Origin of the sequence: Microvirga lotononidis, from assembly GCF_034627025.1 — a bacterium.
GTDB lineage: Bacteria > Pseudomonadota > Alphaproteobacteria > Rhizobiales > Beijerinckiaceae > Microvirga > Microvirga lotononidis.
Genome location: NZ_CP141048.1, coordinates 3847715 through 3866203, shown reverse-complemented (window position 1 = coordinate 3866203; position 18489 = coordinate 3847715). Strand labels below are relative to the sequence as shown.

Annotated in this window: 20 protein-coding genes; 12 read left to right on the top strand and 8 right to left on the bottom strand. The window is 65.4% G+C overall.

The features are described from left to right. Positions 1-84: 84 nt before the first annotated feature. Positions 85-234 (top strand): hypothetical protein, encoded by a 150-nt coding sequence (locus U0023_RS18330; protein ID WP_009492379.1) that lies wholly within the window; start codon positions 85-87, stop codon positions 232-234. 438 nt (positions 235-672) lie between these two features. On the opposite strand, the gene U0023_RS18325 is transcribed toward U0023_RS18330, so the two are convergent. Beyond that, a complete protein-coding gene (locus U0023_RS18325; protein WP_009492377.1) occupies positions 673-828 on the bottom strand; it encodes a hypothetical protein in 156 nt (51 codons plus the stop codon). Between the two features lie 205 nt (positions 829-1033). On the opposite strand from U0023_RS18325, the gene U0023_RS18320 reads away from it, so the two are divergent. Beyond that, the gene (locus tag U0023_RS18320) at positions 1034-2032 is read left to right on the top strand and encodes an ornithine cyclodeaminase family protein (protein WP_009492376.1); all 999 of its coding nucleotides are present in this window, start codon (positions 1034-1036) and stop codon (positions 2030-2032) included. A 12-nt stretch (positions 2033-2044) separates the two neighbouring features. Here U0023_RS18320 and U0023_RS18315 read toward each other — a convergent pair whose 3' ends face one another. The 4 genes from U0023_RS18315 to U0023_RS18300 all read right to left on the bottom strand — a co-directional run bounded on the left by U0023_RS18315 (position 2045) and on the right by U0023_RS18300 (position 5151). After that, positions 2045-2941, bottom strand: a complete 897-nt coding sequence (locus U0023_RS18315) for a DMT family transporter (protein WP_009492374.1) — start codon at positions 2939-2941, stop codon at positions 2045-2047. A 235-nt stretch (positions 2942-3176) separates the two neighbouring features. Continuing rightward, positions 3177-3719: an NAD-dependent epimerase/dehydratase family protein gene (locus U0023_RS18310; protein ID WP_210161040.1), complete on the bottom strand. Its 543-nt coding sequence runs from the start codon at positions 3717-3719 to the stop codon at positions 3177-3179. Beyond that, positions 3695-4072 carry an NAD-dependent epimerase/dehydratase family protein gene (locus U0023_RS18305; RefSeq protein WP_009492371.1) on the bottom strand — a complete coding sequence of 126 codons (378 nt, stop codon included), beginning with the start codon at positions 4070-4072 and terminating at the stop codon, positions 3695-3697. Before U0023_RS18305 ends, U0023_RS18310 begins: the two co-directional genes overlap by 25 nt. A gap of 302 nt (positions 4073-4374) precedes the next feature. Beyond that, positions 4375-5151: a hypothetical protein gene (locus U0023_RS18300; RefSeq protein ID WP_009492369.1), complete on the bottom strand. Its 777-nt coding sequence runs from the start codon at positions 5149-5151 to the stop codon at positions 4375-4377. Between the two features lie 137 nt (positions 5152-5288). Between U0023_RS18300 and U0023_RS18295 the strand changes: the two genes are divergently transcribed. Both U0023_RS18295 and U0023_RS18290 read left to right on the top strand, forming a co-directional pair. Beyond that, entirely contained in the window at positions 5289-6299 is a 1011-nt protein-coding gene (locus U0023_RS18295; protein ID WP_009492367.1) for a zinc-binding alcohol dehydrogenase family protein, read from the top strand. A 124-nt stretch (positions 6300-6423) separates the two neighbouring features. Next, on the top strand, positions 6424-6903 hold the full coding sequence (locus U0023_RS18290; RefSeq protein WP_009492365.1) for a cupin domain-containing protein: 480 nt from the start codon (positions 6424-6426) through the stop codon (positions 6901-6903). Positions 6904-6913: 10 nt separating this feature from the next. On the opposite strand, the gene U0023_RS18285 is transcribed toward U0023_RS18290, so the two are convergent. Further along, positions 6914-7570 (bottom strand): class I SAM-dependent methyltransferase, encoded by a 657-nt coding sequence (locus tag U0023_RS18285; protein WP_009492364.1) that lies wholly within the window; start codon positions 7568-7570, stop codon positions 6914-6916. 567 nt (positions 7571-8137) lie between these two features. On the opposite strand from U0023_RS18285, the gene U0023_RS18280 reads away from it, so the two are divergent. Next, a complete protein-coding gene (locus U0023_RS18280; RefSeq protein ID WP_083861542.1) occupies positions 8138-8278 on the top strand; it encodes a DUF1127 domain-containing protein in 141 nt (46 codons plus the stop codon). A gap of 31 nt (positions 8279-8309) precedes the next feature. Here the strand turns inward: U0023_RS18280 and U0023_RS18275 are convergent, their stop codons facing one another. Continuing rightward, positions 8310-8927, bottom strand: coding sequence for a class I SAM-dependent methyltransferase (locus U0023_RS18275; protein WP_009492358.1), 618 nt, complete (start codon positions 8925-8927; stop codon positions 8310-8312). A gap of 289 nt (positions 8928-9216) precedes the next feature. Between U0023_RS18275 and U0023_RS18270 the strand changes: the two genes are divergently transcribed. The 7 genes from U0023_RS18270 to U0023_RS18240 all read left to right on the top strand — a co-directional run bounded on the left by U0023_RS18270 (position 9217) and on the right by U0023_RS18240 (position 17770). Then, complete coding sequence (locus tag U0023_RS18270) at positions 9217-10335, top strand: DUF2778 domain-containing protein (RefSeq protein WP_009492356.1); 1119 nt, start codon at positions 9217-9219, stop codon at positions 10333-10335. Between the two features lie 1149 nt (positions 10336-11484). Beyond that, positions 11485-12705: an alpha/beta hydrolase gene (locus tag U0023_RS18265; RefSeq protein WP_009492354.1), complete on the top strand. Its 1221-nt coding sequence runs from the start codon at positions 11485-11487 to the stop codon at positions 12703-12705. 200 nt (positions 12706-12905) lie between these two features. Continuing rightward, positions 12906-13658: an aquaporin Z gene (gene aqpZ / locus U0023_RS18260; protein WP_009492352.1), complete on the top strand. Its 753-nt coding sequence runs from the start codon at positions 12906-12908 to the stop codon at positions 13656-13658. A 79-nt stretch (positions 13659-13737) separates the two neighbouring features. Then, the gene (locus tag U0023_RS18255) at positions 13738-14655 is read left to right on the top strand and encodes a formylglycine-generating enzyme family protein (protein WP_245273124.1); all 918 of its coding nucleotides are present in this window, start codon (positions 13738-13740) and stop codon (positions 14653-14655) included. A gap of 43 nt (positions 14656-14698) precedes the next feature. After that, on the top strand, positions 14699-15220 hold the full coding sequence (locus tag U0023_RS18250) for a hypothetical protein (protein ID WP_009492348.1): 522 nt from the start codon (positions 14699-14701) through the stop codon (positions 15218-15220). A gap of 6 nt (positions 15221-15226) precedes the next feature. Beyond that, positions 15227-15703: a YidH family protein gene (locus U0023_RS18245; RefSeq protein ID WP_009492346.1), complete on the top strand. Its 477-nt coding sequence runs from the start codon at positions 15227-15229 to the stop codon at positions 15701-15703. Positions 15704-16219: 516 nt separating this feature from the next. Next, positions 16220-17770 carry an arylsulfatase gene (locus U0023_RS18240; RefSeq protein WP_009492342.1) on the top strand — a complete coding sequence of 517 codons (1551 nt, stop codon included), beginning with the start codon at positions 16220-16222 and terminating at the stop codon, positions 17768-17770. 81 nt (positions 17771-17851) lie between these two features. Here the strand turns inward: U0023_RS18240 and U0023_RS18235 are convergent, their stop codons facing one another. Further along, complete coding sequence (locus U0023_RS18235) at positions 17852-18484, bottom strand: response regulator (RefSeq protein WP_009492341.1); 633 nt, start codon at positions 18482-18484, stop codon at positions 17852-17854. Positions 18485-18489: the final 5 nt, after the last annotated feature.

Below are 18489 nucleotides of genomic sequence, written 5' to 3'. Positions count from 1 at the left end.
AACGATGCCTGAACTGTGACGGCCGCCACAGTCCCCGGAGGCCTCCTGGACTACAACGATGACAGCCTTGATTGGAGACATCTCATGAAACAGCACCGGAAGTCGTTCGTGTTCGTCCGCAAGAGCGATTGCAAGGCCGTCTTCGACTCGATCTATCTCCGCGAAGCCGTCTTCCGCAAAGCCGTCACGGCGTCCGAGGTCAAAGCGGGGCTTCTGCCGAGACGCAATGGCTGACGCGCCTGACGGAAGAGTGACGATCGGCCATGAGTTCCGGTTCACGTTCGATGCTCTCCGAAGGCCCTGCCCTGTCGCGAACAAGCAGGACCTGATCCATCAGGTCCTGTTCGATACTCCCACGGATATTCTTCGAGCCGGACAGGAGACGTTGCAGCCATTGTCGCCGATGCCTTGCCGAGCCTGCGCCAAGAACCGGACGTGAAGTCGGATTCACGCCCGGTTCATCGAATTCATACGCACCGTTTCACCGAAGTCCTCATCCGCTTTCGCGCATGTTGCCCCAACTTTTTCGTTTGACGCATCCTTCCACGCAAAGCCGGTTCCCGCTTTTGCGTTCGGTTCCTGAGAGCCTTTTATCGGCGAAGTGGATCCGGTTCGCCGTCAAAAAGCGGCTCGGCAAGGAAGAGAGATGATTCCACGCCCGTGGAAACAGCTCTAGCCGACGCGGCGCCAATATCCTTCGATCGGAATGGCGACGGCGCAGCGCTCGTCGGTCGAGAACCGGGGATAATCGTCTCCTTGCGTCCAGCCGCCGTTTCCACCGGGGATGAAGTGCAGATAGACGAAAACGATATGAGAGATGACCCACATGTCGGCCTCCTGATCTGCTCCGATGGTATCCCGGATCGGCAGCGCGCTCTGAGACGGAAGTCACAAAGCGCGCCGATCGTCTGTCACATGGACAGGGGTGGACACGCCCCTTGGATCGTGCGACCGAATTTGCATACGTCTCTGCTCGTAGAGCAGCCCGGCCCATCGCTTTCGGGCGGGCCAAGGCTATGGGGAGCCGCCTGCCATGATCATCCTGTCCGACAAGGAAGTCCGTTCGCTGCTGCCGATGAGCGATGCCATCGAGATCGTCGAGAAAGCGATGATCGCGGTCTCCGAGGGCGCCGCCAACCTGCCCCTTCGCTCCGCCATCGATGTCGGCGGCCCCAACAAGATGGGCGTCATGCCGGGCGCGCTCATGCCGGGCAACGGCCGCGTCGACGCCTGTTTCGGCGTGAAGCTGGTGAGCCTGTTCCCCGGCAATCCCGACGCGGGATATTCCTCGCACCAGGGCGCGGTCGTCCTCTTCGAGCCCGAGCACGGCTCGGCTATCGCCATGATGAATGCAGGTCTTCTGACCGCCATCCGCACGGCGGCCGCCAGCGCGGTGGCGACCCGGGCGCTGGCCCGGCCCGACTGCGCCACGCTTGCCATGATCGGCGTCGGCGAACAGGCCGAGCACCATCTCGAAGCCATGCTCTGCGTCCGGCCGGAGATCCGGGAGCTGCGGCTGGCCGGACGCCGGCGCGAGAAGGCGGAAGCCTTCGCGACCCATGCGGCGGAACGCTATCCGGGCCTCGCAGTGAAAGTCTTCGACGATGTCCGCTCCGCCGTCGAGGAAGCCGACCTCGTCTGCACGGTCACGGCCTCGGCCGAGCCGGTCCTGATGGGCGAATGGGTGGCGACGGGCGCCCATCTCAACGTGGTCGGGGCCTCGATCCCGTCGAAGCGCGAGATCGACGAGGAGACGGTGGCCCGATCGAAGCTCTATGTCGATTATCGCCCGTCCACCTTCGCGCAGGCCGGCGAAGTCATCTGCGCCATCGAGAGCGGCCGCATCCGCCGCGAGCACGTGCTGGCCGAGATCGGCGAGGTTCTGGCGAGGCAGGCCACTGGCCGCGAATCCGCGGCCGACATCACGCTCTACCGTTCGCTCGGCGTCGCCGCGCAGGACCTCGCCTGCGCGAGTCACTGCCTGCGCGAGGCGAAGGCGCGGGGCCTGGGCGTCGAGGCATCGCTGGACTGATCCGGTCTCATGCTATCGCTGGCGGTCCCACACCAGGGCCGCCAGCGGCATGACGTGGTTGCGTCTCAAGGTGATGATCAGGACGCCGCAAAGCGCGACCCCGGTCCCGGCCGCCATCCGCAGGTCGAAATGATCCCCCGTGACGAGCAGCCCGAGCGCCACGGTCATGAGCGGGTTCATGATCGTCAGCGGGGCGATCAGGTTGGCGGGATATTTGCCGATGAGCCCGTAATAGATGGTGTGGGCCACCAGTGACACGATCAGGGCGGAGAACAGCAGCGCCGCCAGGAAGGCCCAGCCAGCCTCCATGGCCCTGGGGAGCTGATCGGCTTCGAGACCGGCGGAGAGAAAGGTCAGCGGCAGCACGGAGGCGAGGCCGATCCAGGCCTGGAACCGCAGCGGCTTCACGCCCTCCATCTGCTTCATCAACACGGCCGCCAGCGAGCCCGCCGCTGCAGAGCCCAGAATGAGGGCAAGCCCGACGGAAATCGGAAAGCCCCCGGCGGGATCCCACATGACGAGGACGCCGCCGATGAATGTGAGTGCGATGCCCAGGCCCCGTCTCCAGTAGACCCTCTCTCCGAGAATGGCGACCGACAGGAGGGTCGTGATCGGCAGGCCGAGCTGCCCGACGATGGCGGCGCTCGACGGGCTTGCCGTCCGGATCCCCAGGAAGAAGAGGGCAAAGCCGCCTCCCCCCATGAGAAAGCCCACCAGGAGGATGCGCCAAGTCGGCTTGGGCATGGGCAGGAGCCAGGGCAGCGCCAGCATGGCGACGATGCCATAGCGAATGGCCGCGTAGAACAAGGGAGGGATCGCCATGTCGGAAACGACGATCTTGCTCACCACCGTGTGGGCTGCCCACAGGAGACAGACCAGAATCATCAGGGAGAAATCACGCAGGGCCATGATACTGGATAGCTCGGCCTCGACGGGCGCCACAAATGCCGCGTGCGTAGGGCTGGCATGCTCCCAAAGGTTGGGGACGTTCACGCGATGGAAAGGATCGCATGAAGCGCCCTCGGTGTCATTCCCGGCCGGAGCGTCAGCGGAGGGGAAGGGAATCCACGATCAGGCGCAACGCTATGGATCCCCTTCCCGCCCTTCGTGCGCCGGGGATGACAGAGGAGCCCTGCTCGCGACCTCAGCCGACATGATCCCAGATGTCGTCCTGCGGATCGTAGCCGATGAGACGGCGCGTGCTCTCGATGTCCCACGCCATGCCCCGGTTCTTCGACATGCCGTTGACGACGATGCCGGGCTGCGGCCAAGCTCTCGCATCTGCGAGAAGCGCCCGTTCGATCACGGCCGCGAAGTCCCGGTTCGAGAGCCACATGTTGCGGAACCACGCGAGATCGCGCTCCGTATCCGGACCGGCGCTCGTCTCCTCACCGGGCAGGCCCGACGTGTTGATGGTCTCCGGCCTGTTCTCGCCCGGCTGGCACCAGCCGATCCGGACGCAGACGGCCGTCAGCACGCCGTTCGAGCGGTGGGCCTCGGCCAGGCAGGCGCGCTCGCCCATCAGCTTCGACGCCGCATAGGCGAAGCCCTGGACCGTCTCCCGGCCGTTGAACCAGCGCGTCCCCGGCCCGGGCGGCAGGGATGTGGTCAAGGCGCCGGGCGTCAGGCTATCGGCGAGGGGCGTGTCCTTGTATTGGCCCATCACGTGGTTGGAGGAAGCGAACACACGATCCGCTGAAGACCTGCCCGGGCGGCTGCCGCCAGAAGGGCGAGCGTCATGTCGAAGGACGCGCAGGCATCGCTCCAGGGCGCATCGGGATAGGGGTTCTGGGCGGCGAAATGGACGGCGGAATCGACCCCGGCCAGGGCCGCGTGCCACTGCCCGTCGGACGGGTCCGCGAGATTGCCTGCCACCCATTCCACGCGATCGGACGCGCCAGCCCCCTGCGGCACCGCGCGGTCGAGCGCGACGATGCGCTCGCACCAATCCTGCGCCAGCAGGTGGGCGATCAGCTTCCGGCCGAGATTGCCTCCCGCGCCTGTGACGAGAACGGATCGGATCGGGTTCAGGGAAGACATGATCGGACTGATGCTCCACGATGATGATCGTGAGGCAGTATTGCGCCGCCGGCGCCGGCTGTCACCCAAGGTCAACCGGGCCCGGACATGGAAAGGCCCAGGCTCCGGGGCGAACGGACAGGATGCCTTCGCATCTCTGCCTCGCGCACTACGGGCCTGGGCCAATGGGGTCCAGACGGGCACCTGCATCGTCAGGCAAGCGCAGGAACAGACCATGCCGGAGTACATCCGTCCTGGCACGGTCTCATCGACGCTGGCGGTGACGCCCGCCGCTGTCGAAGTCCACAACAATGTCCGCTGGGTCAGCCTGATATGGGGATCGGATTCCGGTCCGCAAGGGGCACGGCGAATTCTTCTTCCGGAGGCGTGTCGGGGTCGATGGCCCGCCGCCTGGCCCGCGCGGCGGCCTCCCCGGCGCATTTCTCCAGATGAGCCGTCCTGTTGATCACCTGAAGGTTGGGAGCGCCCCAGAAGGCGAGGAGCTCCGGCCAGGGCCGCGCGCGGTGCTCCGCCCAGACGGCGAAGAGCGGAACGCGGTGGTCCACCTCGGCCGTCTTGAGCAGGCGGCGCCCGCTCGTTGCGCATCGCCGCTGCTGGCGCAGCTTCAGCATCCGCAGGTGATCGGGCGGCACGGTCCAGAGCTGCCACGCCACCACGCAGGCCGCATGCCACGTGGCGTTCCTGTTCGGCTTGCCGTCGTCCCAGAGGTCGCAATGCCAGCCCAGCCGGTAGACGGGCTGGCCGCAGACGCAGCAATGTCCCGGCCCACGGGCGAAGGCCGCCTCGCGGTAGGGAGCGGGCGGGACGCGGAAGGACATGGGAAGCCCGCTGTCCTTGCCGGTGCCGAGCCGCCACTCCCATCCCGCCGGCTGGCCGCTCCGCGCCGCGAGCGCCCGCGCCAGACGGTCGGCCAGGAGCGGCCGGTGCCGCCAGTAGGATTCCACCGCGCGTCGCTGGGTCGGCGGGATCAAGGGCTGCCGAAGCGCATGGGACAGGACGCAGCCCGGGAACAGGGCGGAGAGACGCTTCTCGAGCCGGGCCCGGGCCTTCTGGTTCTTCTCGTCTCGCCAGGTGGACATTCGATCAGCCGCGCGCTCGTCCCGTGTGAATCGTCATCACGGCCTATAGCGCACCGGAGGTAAACATCGGCTTTGCGCTTTCGCCTTCCCACCCTAAGCTTCCCGTGACGAACCAGAATCCGTTGGGAGAGACGCCGATGAAAGCCCTGCGATGTGACGAGCCCGGCCGCTTGAGCGTGATCCAGCGCGACGTTCCGCGCGCCGGTCCGGGCGAGGTGCTGGTGCGCATCCGTCGCATCGGGATCTGCGGCACCGATTATCACATCTTCCACGGCAACCAGCCCTATCTCGAATACCCTCGGGTGATCGGTCACGAGCTCGCGGGCGAGGTCGTCGAGGCGCCGAGCGGGAGCGCGCTCAAGAGCGGCGACATCGTCTGCATCGAGCCCTATCTCTGGTGCGGCACCTGCCGCGCCTGCCGGCAGGGGAAGACCAATTGCTGCCGGCACCTGCAGGTCCTCGGCGTGCACCGCGACGGCGGAGCCTGCGAATACATCGCCGTGCCGGAGCGCAATGTGGTGTCGGCATCCGGCCTGAGCCTGGACGAGGCCGCGATGGTGGAATTCCTGGCCATCGGCGCCCACGGCGTGCGGCGCTCCGGCGCGAACGCGTCGAGCCGCGTCGCCGTGGTGGGAGCCGGGCCGATCGGGATCGCGGCGGCGATCTTCGCCAAGGTGCGCGGCGCCCACGTGTCCGTCCTCGACATGAATGCCGGCCGCCTCGCCTTCTGCCGCGACAAGATCGGCGTCGATCATGTCTTCGAGGTCTCGCCCGACATCGACGACCGTCTCAACGCGGCCACGGACGGCGACTTCTTCGACGTCGTGATCGACGCGACCGGCAGCCCCAAGGCCATGATGAAGGGCTTTTCCTATGTCGGCCACGGCGGCACCTACGTTCTCCTGTCCATCGTGCGCGCGGACATCACCTTCAACGATCCGGAGTTCCACAAGCGCGAGACCTCGCTTCTCGGCAGCCGCAACGCCACGCGGCAGGATTTCGAGACCGTCCTCGACGTCATGCGCGGCGGCGGAGTGCCGACGGCCGCGCTCGCCAGCCATCATGGCAGCATCGACGACGCGCCGGATCTCATTCCCCGATGGTCGGCGCCCGAGGCGGGCGTTATCAAGGCGCTGGTCGAGGTTTAGCTGCTCGTCTCACGCATTCCCTTGACAACCTATTGTGACAGGCAGAGCCTCTATCAGGCGAGCAGATGTCTTTCCTGTCCGCTCACGTTTGCGTCCGCCACATCACCCTTTTCGGGAGGTCGCGATGCAGTCATTCATCCCTCAGGTCACAATTTGCGCTTCGGCCGTTCTGCTCATGCTGGCTCCAGCTCTTGCGCAGCAGCAGCCCCAGCACGTCATGGTCAACCCGTCCGACATCAACTGGACGGCTGCGCCTCCTTCGCTTCCCAAGGGAGCGCAGATGGCGCTTCTTTACGGTGATCCGACAAAGGACGGCGTGTTCGTGATGAGGCTGAAATTCCCGGCCAATTACAGGATTCCACCGCACACCCATCCGAACGATGAGATCGTCACCGTCTTGAGCGGCGAAGTCGGTTTCGGCATGGGCACCACGTTCGACCCGGCGAAGACGAAGGCGATTGAGGCCGGCGGTGTCATCGCCATGCCGCCGGGCACGCAGCATTTTGTGCAGAACGATCAGGAAACCGTCGTTCAGCTGAGCTCGCGCGGGCCGTGGTCCATCGCCTACGTGAATCCCGCGGACGACCCGCGCAAATCGCAATAGGCTCAACCGGTCACTTGAAGACCCGGCACTTCGGCGGGTCGAACTCGATCGGGGTCTTGCCCTCGGCGGCGAAGAACTCGTCGAAGGCCTGCTTCACGCCGGGCCAGTGCGGATAATCGTCGCCGATGAGCACGCCGCCCGGCCGGATCATCGGCCACCATTCGCGCAGGTCCGACGTGACGGCGTGAACGTCGTGGCCGCCATCGATGTGGACGACGTCCGGCCGCACGTCGTAGTGGCGCAGGACGTTGGCCGCATTGACGGAGTCGAGCGGCAGCGGCAGCACGTAATCGGCGAGCCCCTCCCCGACGATGTTGGCCGCGAAGGTGTGATAGAGCGCGGGAAAGCCGTTGATGAAGTTGAGGTGAGCGAACCACTCGTCGTTGGTCCAGTGGTCCCAGGCGCCGAGCCACGTATCGACGGCGATCACGACGCCGTCATGGTTCATCTCTTTCATCCTGGAGGCGAGGGAAATCACGGAGCCGCCCTTCCAGACGCCCACCTCGACCACGACCGACGGTCCAAGCGCCTCGACCGCCTCGGTCAGGTAGGGATGGGTCGAGCCCCAGCCCTGCCGGTCCTGCCGGTACAGGCGCTCGGGATAGGCCTGGAGCGGATCCCGGCCGCGCCACATCCTGCTCACCAGTGCTTCACGGACCTTCGTCATCCTGGGCCTCGCTCCGTTCCGGATGCGGACGGGATGGCCCCGCCACGCCGGATCAACCGCTCGCCTGCCGATAAGGTTCGCGGGACCGCGCCCGAGTGCTTCGTGACGAGCGTCAGATGCTCAATCGCCCGGCATTTTGCTGCCGAATTAGGCGCTTTGTGCATAACAAGAGAACATTTACCTTTATGGCATGCGTTTTAGGCATGAGACGCATTCGCTCAAACGGTCTTTTTGCACCGCACAAGAACGCTCATATTGCTAGACGAAAGTATAAGACCGGCCGAGCCGGACCACCCGTTCAGGAGACCGCCATGATCATCGTCAGCATCCTCCGCCTCGTCCGCAGCATCGTGTCCGACACCCGCCGGATGCAGCGCGAGGCAGCCCGCCGCTACCCGAACCTCAATTGGTAATCCGCGTCTAAAGCATCGGACGCAACAGTGGGAACCGGTTTTGCGTGGAAAGATGCGTCCAACCAAAAAGTGAGAGCATCGGGCGAGCGTTCGATTGCACGTCCAATGCTCCGGAATTCCCCCATTTCAAGGAGACATTTTCATGATCACGTCCATGATTCTCGCCCGCCTCGCCTCCTGGCGCCGCTACCGCCAGACCTTCCGCGAACTCGAAGCGCTCAATGACCGTGAGCTGGCCGATCTCGGCATAGGCCGCCGCGACATCCGCGCCGTCGCCCGTCAGGCCGCCCAGTAAGCCGGGCGGCAGAGACACGCTGCCGCAACGCCTATGCCTGCGCCACGCCCTGGCACAGGAAGCCGACCGGCCGCGGTGCTCCGTCGAGGTAATAGGATTCGATGCGCTGGATGGTGAATCCGGCCTCGTCGAGCAGCTTCTGGACAGGACGGGTCAGGTTGCACCCCACGGCAAGCTTGCGCCAGATCGGGTTGAGCCGATGCTGCCACATCGCCACGTTGGCATCGCTCGACAGGCCATGCTCCAGGAACAGCACGCGCCCTTTCGGCTTCAGCACGCGGCGCACCTCGCGCAGAGCCTGTGCCGGATCGGCCACAGAGCACAGGGTATAGGTGATCACTGCCGTGTCGATAACGTCGTCATCGAGCGGCAGAGCCTCCGCCGGAGCCTGGATGATGTCCAGCGGGACAGGTGAGCGCCGGCGGCGCTCGCGGCCGAGATCCAGGAACTCCGCGATCGGATCGACGCCGATCACCCGCGTGACGCGGGCCGGGTCATAGAGCGGCAGGTTCAGGCCCGGACCGATGCCGATCTCCAGCACCGTGCCGGCGGCGTGCGGAACGACCTTCTCGCGCTCGGCCGCTATGCCTTCCATCGCGCACAGGCAGCTGACGAAGCGTGGGCCGATATGGCGTGCATAGAACCCCATCCCGAGGTCCTCCTGTTGCATAAACCGAGAAAGCTCCCCCTTTTCCCGACCATAGCCCGCGCCGCTGCGGCGATCTGTGAGCCAGCGCACCCCGTCTCGGCATTCGCTACGGTTTCTCCCGCAAGCAGCGTGTCCGATTATCCTTAATTTAACCAAGCCGACGTTACGTTGGACCTCGTGAAAGTATTGCTTCACGCATGAAGGCTTCGACCGTTCTGGCCTCTTTCCTCCGGCCTCCGACGAACAACAGGCATGTCATGCGCGATCGTGTTGTTGCGTAGAGTTCGCCATGTTGCACAGTTCCTATCGTTCCGGCGTCCGTGCCCCGCGCAAGAAGCGGCGCAGTCTTTTCCCAACGGCGCTTCTCGTGGCGATCTCGATGAGCCCCCTCGCGTATTTCGTCGATTTCCAGCATCGGAGCGATGAGCTTCGCGGCGAACAGGCGAGCAGCGTCGCAGCTCCCGCGCCCACCCACGTCGCAGCCGCGACTGCCTACGACCCGACGCTGGTCGACCCGACGCCGGCCATGAAGACCGAGGCGCTTCGCTTCGCACGCAATGCCCCGCTGCAAGCGGCGTTGCAATCCCCCCAAGCGCCGCGGCAGGCCCTCATGACGCCCGTTGCGCCTGCGACGGCCCCGCCGCCCGACGCGCCGCCATCCGCGCCTGTTCTCGCGATGGCGGAAGCGCCTCAACCGGCTCCCGCACCGGTGCCCCTGCCCGTGCCGCGCCCTGCCGACCTGATGCCGCCGAGGGCCGCCGCGCCCGTCCAGGCCGCAAGCGCCCCTGCACGTGTGCCGATGACGCAAAGGGCCGTGGTCGCGGCCAGCGCACCGGCCGACAACCGGTCCTTCATCGAAAAGTTCTTCGGCATCAAGCCGGCCACCCCGCCCGAGGCGGCGCTCAGCTATGCCTCGCTCGACAACGGCACCGGCAGCATTTCTCCGACATCGCGCTTCGTCCCCTCGCCCGGGGCCGGAAGCGGCGGGACCGCCGTGTACGACATCACCGCCCAGGTGGTCATCATGCCGAACGGAGAAAGGCTGGAGGCGCATTCGGGCCTCGGCGACATGATGGACAATCCGCGCCACGTGAACGTGCGGATGAAGGGCGCCACGCCGCCCGGCACCTATACGATCACAGAACGCGAAGCCCTCTTCCACGGCGTGCGCGCCCTGCGCCTCACGCCGGTCGGCGGCAGCGCGGCCATCTACGGCCGCGACGGCATTCTCGCCCACACCTACATGCTGGGCCCGCGCGGCGACTCGAATGGATGCGTGTCGTTCAGGAACTACGACCGCTTCCTCCAGGCCTATCTCAGAGGCGAAGTAAAACGCCTCGTGGTCACCGCCGGCAGCGGACAAGACCTCCTCCCCCGCACCGCCCGCCGCTCCGACCGCTCGATCTGACCGGGAGCGGAGCGCAGAAGAAGGACGCTCACCGCGCGGAGCTGGAACGTAGATCCCCTTCCCGGCCTCCACCCGCCGGGGATGACCCCCTCCGCCGTCATGGCCGCACTTGGTGCGGCCACCCACACCTTGGCCACCTCGCCACCCTCATCCCGAGGAGCAGCGCAACTGCGTCTCGAAGGATGGTCCTGGCGAGAACGGGGATGACATTCTCCACGTCATGGCCGGCCTTGTGCCGGCCGTCCCGCTTGGCTGAAGCGCCGCGCCTCTCCGACCGGGATCAACGGCACAAGCCCGGCCATGACGTAAAGAGGTGGCGAGGGCAACGTTATGTTCTCACTTTGTTCTTGACAGGAGTGTGGACCTTGGCTATATCGTTGCACAGCCTGATCCGACGAGGGGCGCGCTTCGCGAGGCGTCGCGCGGTGTGGGATCCGGCACGGTCCTGTCCGCCGGTCACGCAGCCGGCGGCAGGAGGCCCTTGGCAGCCCTGCGCTGGTCCAAGTCTCAACGCCTAAAAGAACCGTGCGCGAAGCGGCCTTCCGGCTCTTCCAGCTAACTTAACACAGCGAGCCGGACGGCCCGTCGCGCCACCCTCGATCTCCTGTAAAGGCTCGCAGCGCAAGCTGCGGGCCCCAAGGTGCTGGCTCTTTGACAGGAACCGATCAGCCACCCACGCCATGGCCGGGCCTATCCCGGCCATCCCGATCCTCTGAAGCACCGCGCCTCTTCAATCGAGATCACCGGCACAAGCCCGGTGATGACGTTGCGGATGTCATCCCGGGGCCGCGTCGGCGGGACCCGGCACCAGAACCTGCCGGCGCAGTCGAGCGAGGTGCGACGCCGCTCGCCCCGTCCGCGGCCCTTGGCAATTCCGCCCGCACGGAAACGACAACCGCAAGGCTCCGGCGCCACATCGATCCGCCTCGGATCGCCGATGCCATCCAGAAGCGCGGGAGCGGGAATCGGCCCTCATGTCGCGGCGGCCGGAAAGCGATGGCTCGCCGATAATGGAAAGTTGCCCGTTCACGCTCGACAAGCGCGACAAGCTGGGGAAGATTTGCGCGGGTGCGACACCTGGGGAATGGGAACCGAATGCGACGGTCAGAACGAGAAGGCGGCGGTCACACGCGCCTCATGAAGGCTTCGATGAGGACCATGTCCTGCATCGTGGCCGCCGCCGTGATCCTCGGGCTCGCCGGATGCGCGAGCCCCAAGGGTGTCCTGCTTCCCGTGGCCGAGACGGTCCCCGGCGCCAGCAAGGTCGACATGCTCGTCGCCACGACCCGCCTGCGGGCATCCGACCCGCAGGAATTCTATTCGGGCGGCCGTGGGCCGGAACTGTCCTTTGCCCAGTTCACGGTTTCGATCCCGCCCGCGGCGAGCCGGACGGCCGGCGAGGTGCAATGGCCGCAGAGCGTCCCGGGCAATCCCGCCACGGATTTCGTGACCCTGAAGGCGGACATCATCGACCGCAAGCAGGCGACCGCATGGTTCAGCCGCACGGTCCGGACCGTGCCGCAGCGGCGGGTGCTCGTATTCATCCACGGCTTCAACAACCGCTTCGACGATGCGGTCTTCCGCTTCGCCCAGATCGTGCACGATGCCGGCACGCCCGTGGTGCCGGTGCTGTTCACCTGGCCGTCGCGCGGCAGCGTGCTGGCCTACGGCTATGACCGGGAGAGCAACACCTATTCCCGCAACGCCCTCGAGAGCACCCTGCGGACGCTGGCGAGCGACCCGGCCGTCGGCGAGATTTCGATCCTCGCGCATTCCATGGGCAATTGGGTGACCCTGGAGGCGCTGCGCCAGATGGCGATCCGCGACGGCCGCGTGGCGCCGAAGATCCGCAACGTGCTGCTGGCTGCTCCCGACGTGGATGTCGACCTGTTCCGCGAGGCGGTGCTCGACATGGGCAAGGCCCGCCCCTCCTTCACGCTCTTCGTGTCCCAGGACGACCGGGCGCTGGCGATCTCCCGGCGGATCTGGGGCGATGCGGTGCGGCTCGGCGCCATCGACCCGGAGCAGGAGCCCTATCGCAGCGAGCTGGACAAGTCCGGCATCACGGTCCTGAACCTGTCCAAGCTCCGGACCGGCGATCCGTTGAACCACTCCAAGTTCGCCGAGAGCCCGGAGGTCGTGCGCATCATCGGCCGGGAGCTGGCCGAGGGCCAGACCCTGACGGATGCCCGGGTCGGCATCGGCGACAGGATCATCCAAGTCACGGCGGGAGCCGCCGCCGCCGTCGGCACGGCGGCGGGCTTGGCCGTCTCGGCGCCGGTCGCGGTCGTCGATCCGCGGACCCGCGAGAATTTCCAGGGTCAGGTGGAAGGCCTCGGACAGGCCGTGTCGGGAACGCTCACGCCCTAGGGCAAAGCCGCCCTTACTCCGAAGAACATCCTCTTTCGGTGTTTTCCTGACCGTCCCTCAGGTGTTCCCCTAATTCCGCTTTTGCATCGGCTCCCTAAGCTCAATCGCATGGGATCGGATCCTGCGCGAGGCGACGGCACGATGGGCGGCGTTGCCCGGAGGCTTCGGCACGTCCGCGCACCGACAGGACGGAGGACATCATGGATCTCCACAACAGCCGAAACATCCACAAATGCGTTGCCGAAGGCATCGGCACCTTCTGGCTCACCTTCGGCGGCTGCGGCAGCGCGGTGATCGCCGCGAGCTTTCCCGAGGTCGGCATCGGCCTGCTCGGCGTTTCGTTCGCGTTCGGATTGACCGTGCTCACCATGGCCTATGCCATCGGCCACATCTCGGGCTGCCATCTCAACCCGGCGGTCACGGTCGGCCTGGCGGCGGGAGGGCGCTTTCCGAAGCAGGACATCGCGCCCTACATCGTGGCCCAGGTGATCGGGGCGATCATCGCGGCCTTCGTACTGTACCTGATCGCCTCCGGGGCTCCCGGCTTCGACCTGACGAAGGGCTTTGCCGCCAATGGCTACGGCGCTCACTCGCCCGGACAGTACAGCGTGATTTCCGGCTTCGTGGCCGAAGTCGTGCTGACCATGATGTTCCTGTTCATCATCATGGGCGCAACCCACGGCAAGGCGCCGGCGGGCTTCGCTCCGATCGCCATCGGCCTCGGCCTGACGCTGATCCACCTGGTCGGCATTCCGATCACCAACACCTCGGTGAACCCGGCGCGCAGCACCGGCCCGGCCCTCATCGTCGGCGGCTGGGCGCTGGCGCAGCTCTGGCTGTTCTGGGTGGCGCCGCTCATCGGCGGAGCGCTCGGCGGCGTGCTCTATCGCTGGCTCAGCGAGGAACCGTCCGAACAGGTCACCGGCGTCACGCCGCCCGCGCCGGCCGAATGAGGGCGACGAACCCATGAGCTTAGCCGAACCCGACACGACCGGAGCGGCCGCGTCCCGCGACGATGCTCCGGCACCTAACATGGTCCTGATCCCCGGCGGCACGTTCCGCATGGGCTCGGACCGCCATTATCCGGAGGAAGCGCCGGTCCACCGCGTCACGGTCGACGGCTTCTGGATCGACCGGACCCCGGTCACCAACAGGGAGTTCCGGCGCTTCGTCGGGGCGACCGGGCATGTCACCGTCGCGGAGCGCACACCCGACCCACGCGACTATCCCGGCGCGCGGCCGGAGATGCTCAAAGCCGGCTCCCTCGTCTTCAGCCCGCCGGATTATCCGGTGAACCTGAAGGACTGGAGCCAGTGGTGGTCCTTCACCTTCGGGGCGAACGGGCGTCGCCCCTACGGCCGCGGATCGTCCATCAAGAGCCTCGACGATCACCCGGTGGTGCATGTCGCTTACGCGGATGCCGAGGCCTACGCGGCCTGGGCCGGCAAGGACCTGCCGACGGAGGCCGAATGGGAGTTCGCGGCGCGCGGCGGCCTCGACGGCGCGGAGTTCGCCTGGGGCGACGAGTTCACGCCGGACGGGCGCCACATGGCCAATACCTGGCAGGGTGCGTTCCCGTTCCAGAACACGAAGCTCGATGGCTTCGAGCGCACCTCGCCCGTGACCGCTTTCCCGCCGAATGCTTACGGTCTGCACGACATGATCGGCAATGTGTGGGAATGGACCTCGGACTGGTACGCTCCGAAGCACCCCGCCGACGCGCCGAAGGCCTGCTGCATCCCGGAGAACCCGCGCGGCGGGCGCGAGGCGGATAGCTACGATCCGTGCCAGCCGGAGATCCGCATTCCGCGCCGGGTGCTCAAGGGCGGCTCGCATCTCTGCGCTCCGAGCTACTGCCGCCGCTATCGGCCTGCTGCACGCCACGCCCAGCCCGTCGACACATCGACAAGCCATGTCGGCTTTCGGTGCGTGGTCCGACGAAGGCCGTGAACGGGAGCGCGCATTCTCAAGCGCATGTGACGAGGGGACATTGGTGGCAGACCGCAGGGCCCAGGCGACATCTCGAAATGCCCGGTTGATCGCCTGGCTCGCGGTCGGACTCATGGCGATCCTGATCATCCTCGGAATGGCGTGGTACGGCCTGTCGGCCGAAGTCGAGCGACGGGTCTGGCATAACATCGCGGAACGCCCGAGCGGTCCCATGGCGTTCCGGTTCCTGCTTCAGCCCGCGATGGCCTTCCTGGCAGCGCTGCACGACGGCATCAATGACGCGCGGCTCGGGCGCCCGCCTTATTTCCGGACGCTCATGCGCGACCCCGCGCGGCGCAACGAGCGGATCCGCGAAGCCTTCCTGTCGACCGGCCGTATCCTCCTGCTCGGTCTGGGGATGGACGCGATCTACCAGTACAGGGTCCTGAATACGTTCTTCCCCGGCGAGATGGTCCTGGTGGCGCTTCTGCTGGCCTTCCTTCCCTATCTCGCCTTTCGGGGCCTCATAACCCGGATCGCCCGCTGGCGGATCCTCCAGCATCCGCACCCCGGACCATCAAGGTGACGTATCATGGACCCGGTCGTTCCAAAGCCTCCCGTCGATGCGCATTCAGCCTCGGACACGATATCGGTGGAGTTGTCGTCACGGCGCACCGGAATGTCGTTCCAGCGCACCCGGATGAGCGCCGACCGGACCTTGATGTCCGTGATCCGCACGTCGCTGTCGCTGATCAGCTTCGGCTTCACGATCTATCAGGTCTTCGAGAAGCTCCGGGACCAGCAATTGCTGACCGGAGCCGGACCGGCGCGGAACTTCGGCGTCGCCCTCGTGGCACTCGGCATCGCAATGCTGGTGATCGGGATCGTCTACCACGTCCAGTTCATGCTCGAATTGCGCAAAGAGCGCACGGCGATGAAAGCCGCAGGTCTCGTTCGGGCAGAAAGCAGGTTTCCGCCATCGCTCACGCTGATCACCGCCGTCGTTCTTCTCGTGATCGGCATTGCGGCGATCGTGAGCATGGTGTTCCAGGTCGGGCCATTCGTTTGAAGAGGAACCGGCGCATGCCCTTGAACACACGCTTGAGCACTTGCGCATCCAAGGAGCCATGCATGCTACCGCAGCCCCGAGAACCACCCGAAGAACAATGGGAAATCACGCCGCGTCCCGGCTCGGACCTACCACCCTGCCCAGGGGTTGAAGTTGATCACGCTTGCCAGCGAGGCGAAGGGCCTGCTGCAGGCCAGGTGATAGTCGCCCGTCAGGCCTTTCGTTCCGCTGGGATCATTCTGAAACTCCACTCGCGTCACCCGATCGCTCGGCAGAATCGGCTGCTTGCAGGCCCGGCACGATGGACCGCTCCATCCGCCATAAGAAAACTTATCATCGAGAAACACGCCACTCTCCAAACTCTTCACGCGCCTCGCCTGTCCAAGGACATGCTGCAGCGAGGCCAAACACCAGATGCCGACAACGTTGCGTCACGCCTCTTGTTCCGGCCTTCCCGCCATCGGCGGGGAGGAAAACAGCCAAGTGCACCAAAGCTTTACAAGGAGGAGCACCGTCATGGCCAAGTCGCCTAAAGACCGCAAACCGAACATCCTCGTCATCTGGGGAGACGACATCGGCATCTCGAACCTGAGCTGCTACTCGCATGGGGTGATGGGCTACAAGACGCCCAATATCGACCGTCTTGCCAAGGAAGGCATGATGTTCACCGACTCCTACGGCGAGCAATCCTGCACCGCGGGGCGTTCCTCCTTCATCACCGGTCAGAGCGTCTACCGCACCGGCTTGTCCAAAGTCGGCATTCCCGCCGCGCCGATCGGCATGAACGACAAGACCGTCACCATCGCGGCTCTGCTCAAGGAGCAGGGTTACGCGACAGGCCAGTTCGGGAAGAACCACCTGGGCGACCTCAACCATATGCTGCCGACCAATCACGGCTTCGACGAGTTCTTCGGCAATCTCTACCACCTCAATGCCGAGGAAGAGCCGGAGATGGACGATTATCCGCCTGAGAAGGACTTCCCGAACTTTCGAAAGACCTTCGGGCCCCGAGGAGTCATCCACTCCTGGGCGACCGACAAGGACGACCCGACCGAGATGCCCCGCTGGGGCAAGGTCGGCAAGCAGAAGATCGAGGACACGGGCCCGCTCAACAGAAAGCGCATGGTGACCTGCGATGACGAATTCGCCGCAGCGGCGAAGGACTTCATCAAGCGTCAGACCGATGCCGGCACGCCGTTCTTCGTCTGGCTCAATACGACACACATGCATTTCATCACCCACCCCAAGCCGGAGAGCAAAGGGCAGGCAGGCCGGTGGCAATCGCCCTATCATGACACCATGGTCGATCACGACAAACTCGTCGGCGATGTTCTGAACTATCTCGATGAACTCGGTATCGCCGACGACACCTTCGTTATGTACTCGACCGACAACGGGCCGCACAGGAATACGTGGCCGGACGGCGCCACGACTCCGTTCCGGAGCGAGAAGAACACCAACTGGGAAGGCGCCTTCCGCGTACCGCTGATCGTGCGTTGGCCGGGCAAGATCGAGGCCGGGTCGATCTCCAACGGCATCGTGCAGCATCATGACTGGCTGCCGACGTTCCTCGACATGGTGGGTGCCTTGGATGTCGTGGAAAAGCTGAAGACCGGCTACAAGGCCATCGGGCGGACCTATAAGAACCACATCGACGGGTTCAGCCTGCTGCCGTATCTCACGGGCGAGACGAAGGAGAGCCCGCGCAACTTCTTCTTCTACTTCAGCGATGACGGCGACATGCTCTGCATCCGGTACGACAACTGGAAGCTCGTCTTCATGGAGCAGCGCATGCAGGGCACGCTGGGTGTGTGGGCGGAACCGTTCACGAGGCTGCGGCTGCCCAAGATCTTCAATCTCCGCACGGACCCGTTCGAGTTCGCCCCTATCACCTCGAACTCCTATTACGACTGGATGATTCACAACGCCTATTTCGTCTATGCGGCCCAGGCCGCTGCGGCGCAATTCGCCGAGACTTTCAAGGACTTTCCGGCCGTACAGAAGCCGAACTCCTTCACCATCGATGACGCCTTGGCGAAGATGTCGGAGGGGGCAAGCGGCGATTGACCAACAGGCCGGGCGGCAATCCTGCCGCCCGGCAACCCAGGGCATCGGACGTGGGCTCGAACTTGTGCCCGATGGATCGCCTCAGGGCTCGACCAGCTTGTTGCGGATCGCATAACGCACCAGGGTGGCCGTCGAATTGACGTTGACCTTGCGCATGGCGGACGCCCTATGGCTCTCGACGGTCTTCAGGTTGAGGCCGAGGATCTGGGCTACTTCCTTGTTGCTGTGGCCTTCCGCGATGAGCTGAACCACGCCCCTCTCCCGGGCCGTCAGGGCGCCGTCGGCGGCATGTCCCTGCGACAGGAAGGCATTCAGAAGGGCCAAGGAGATGCGTCCGGTGAAGAACGGCTTGTGCTGCGACAGGGATTCAACCGCCGCGATGAGAAACTTCCGGGCATCGGATTTCAGGAGGTAGCCGCGAGCCCCGGCTTCGAGCGCTTCGCGCAGCAGCAACTCGCTCTCGTGCATGGTGAAGATCAGGACTTCCGTCTGCGGCCTCACCGCCCGGATCTCCCGGGTCGCGTCCACGCCATTGAGGGAGGGAAGCTGATAATCGAGAATGACAACGTCCGGTTTCGTTTCGACGACCAGTTCGACGGCCTTGCGGCCATCCTCGGCCTCGGCGACGACCTCCCACCCGGATTGGCCGCTCAGGATGGCATTGAGCCCCGAGCGGACCACGTCATGATCGTCGGCAATCAGGATGCGCGTCATGAGCC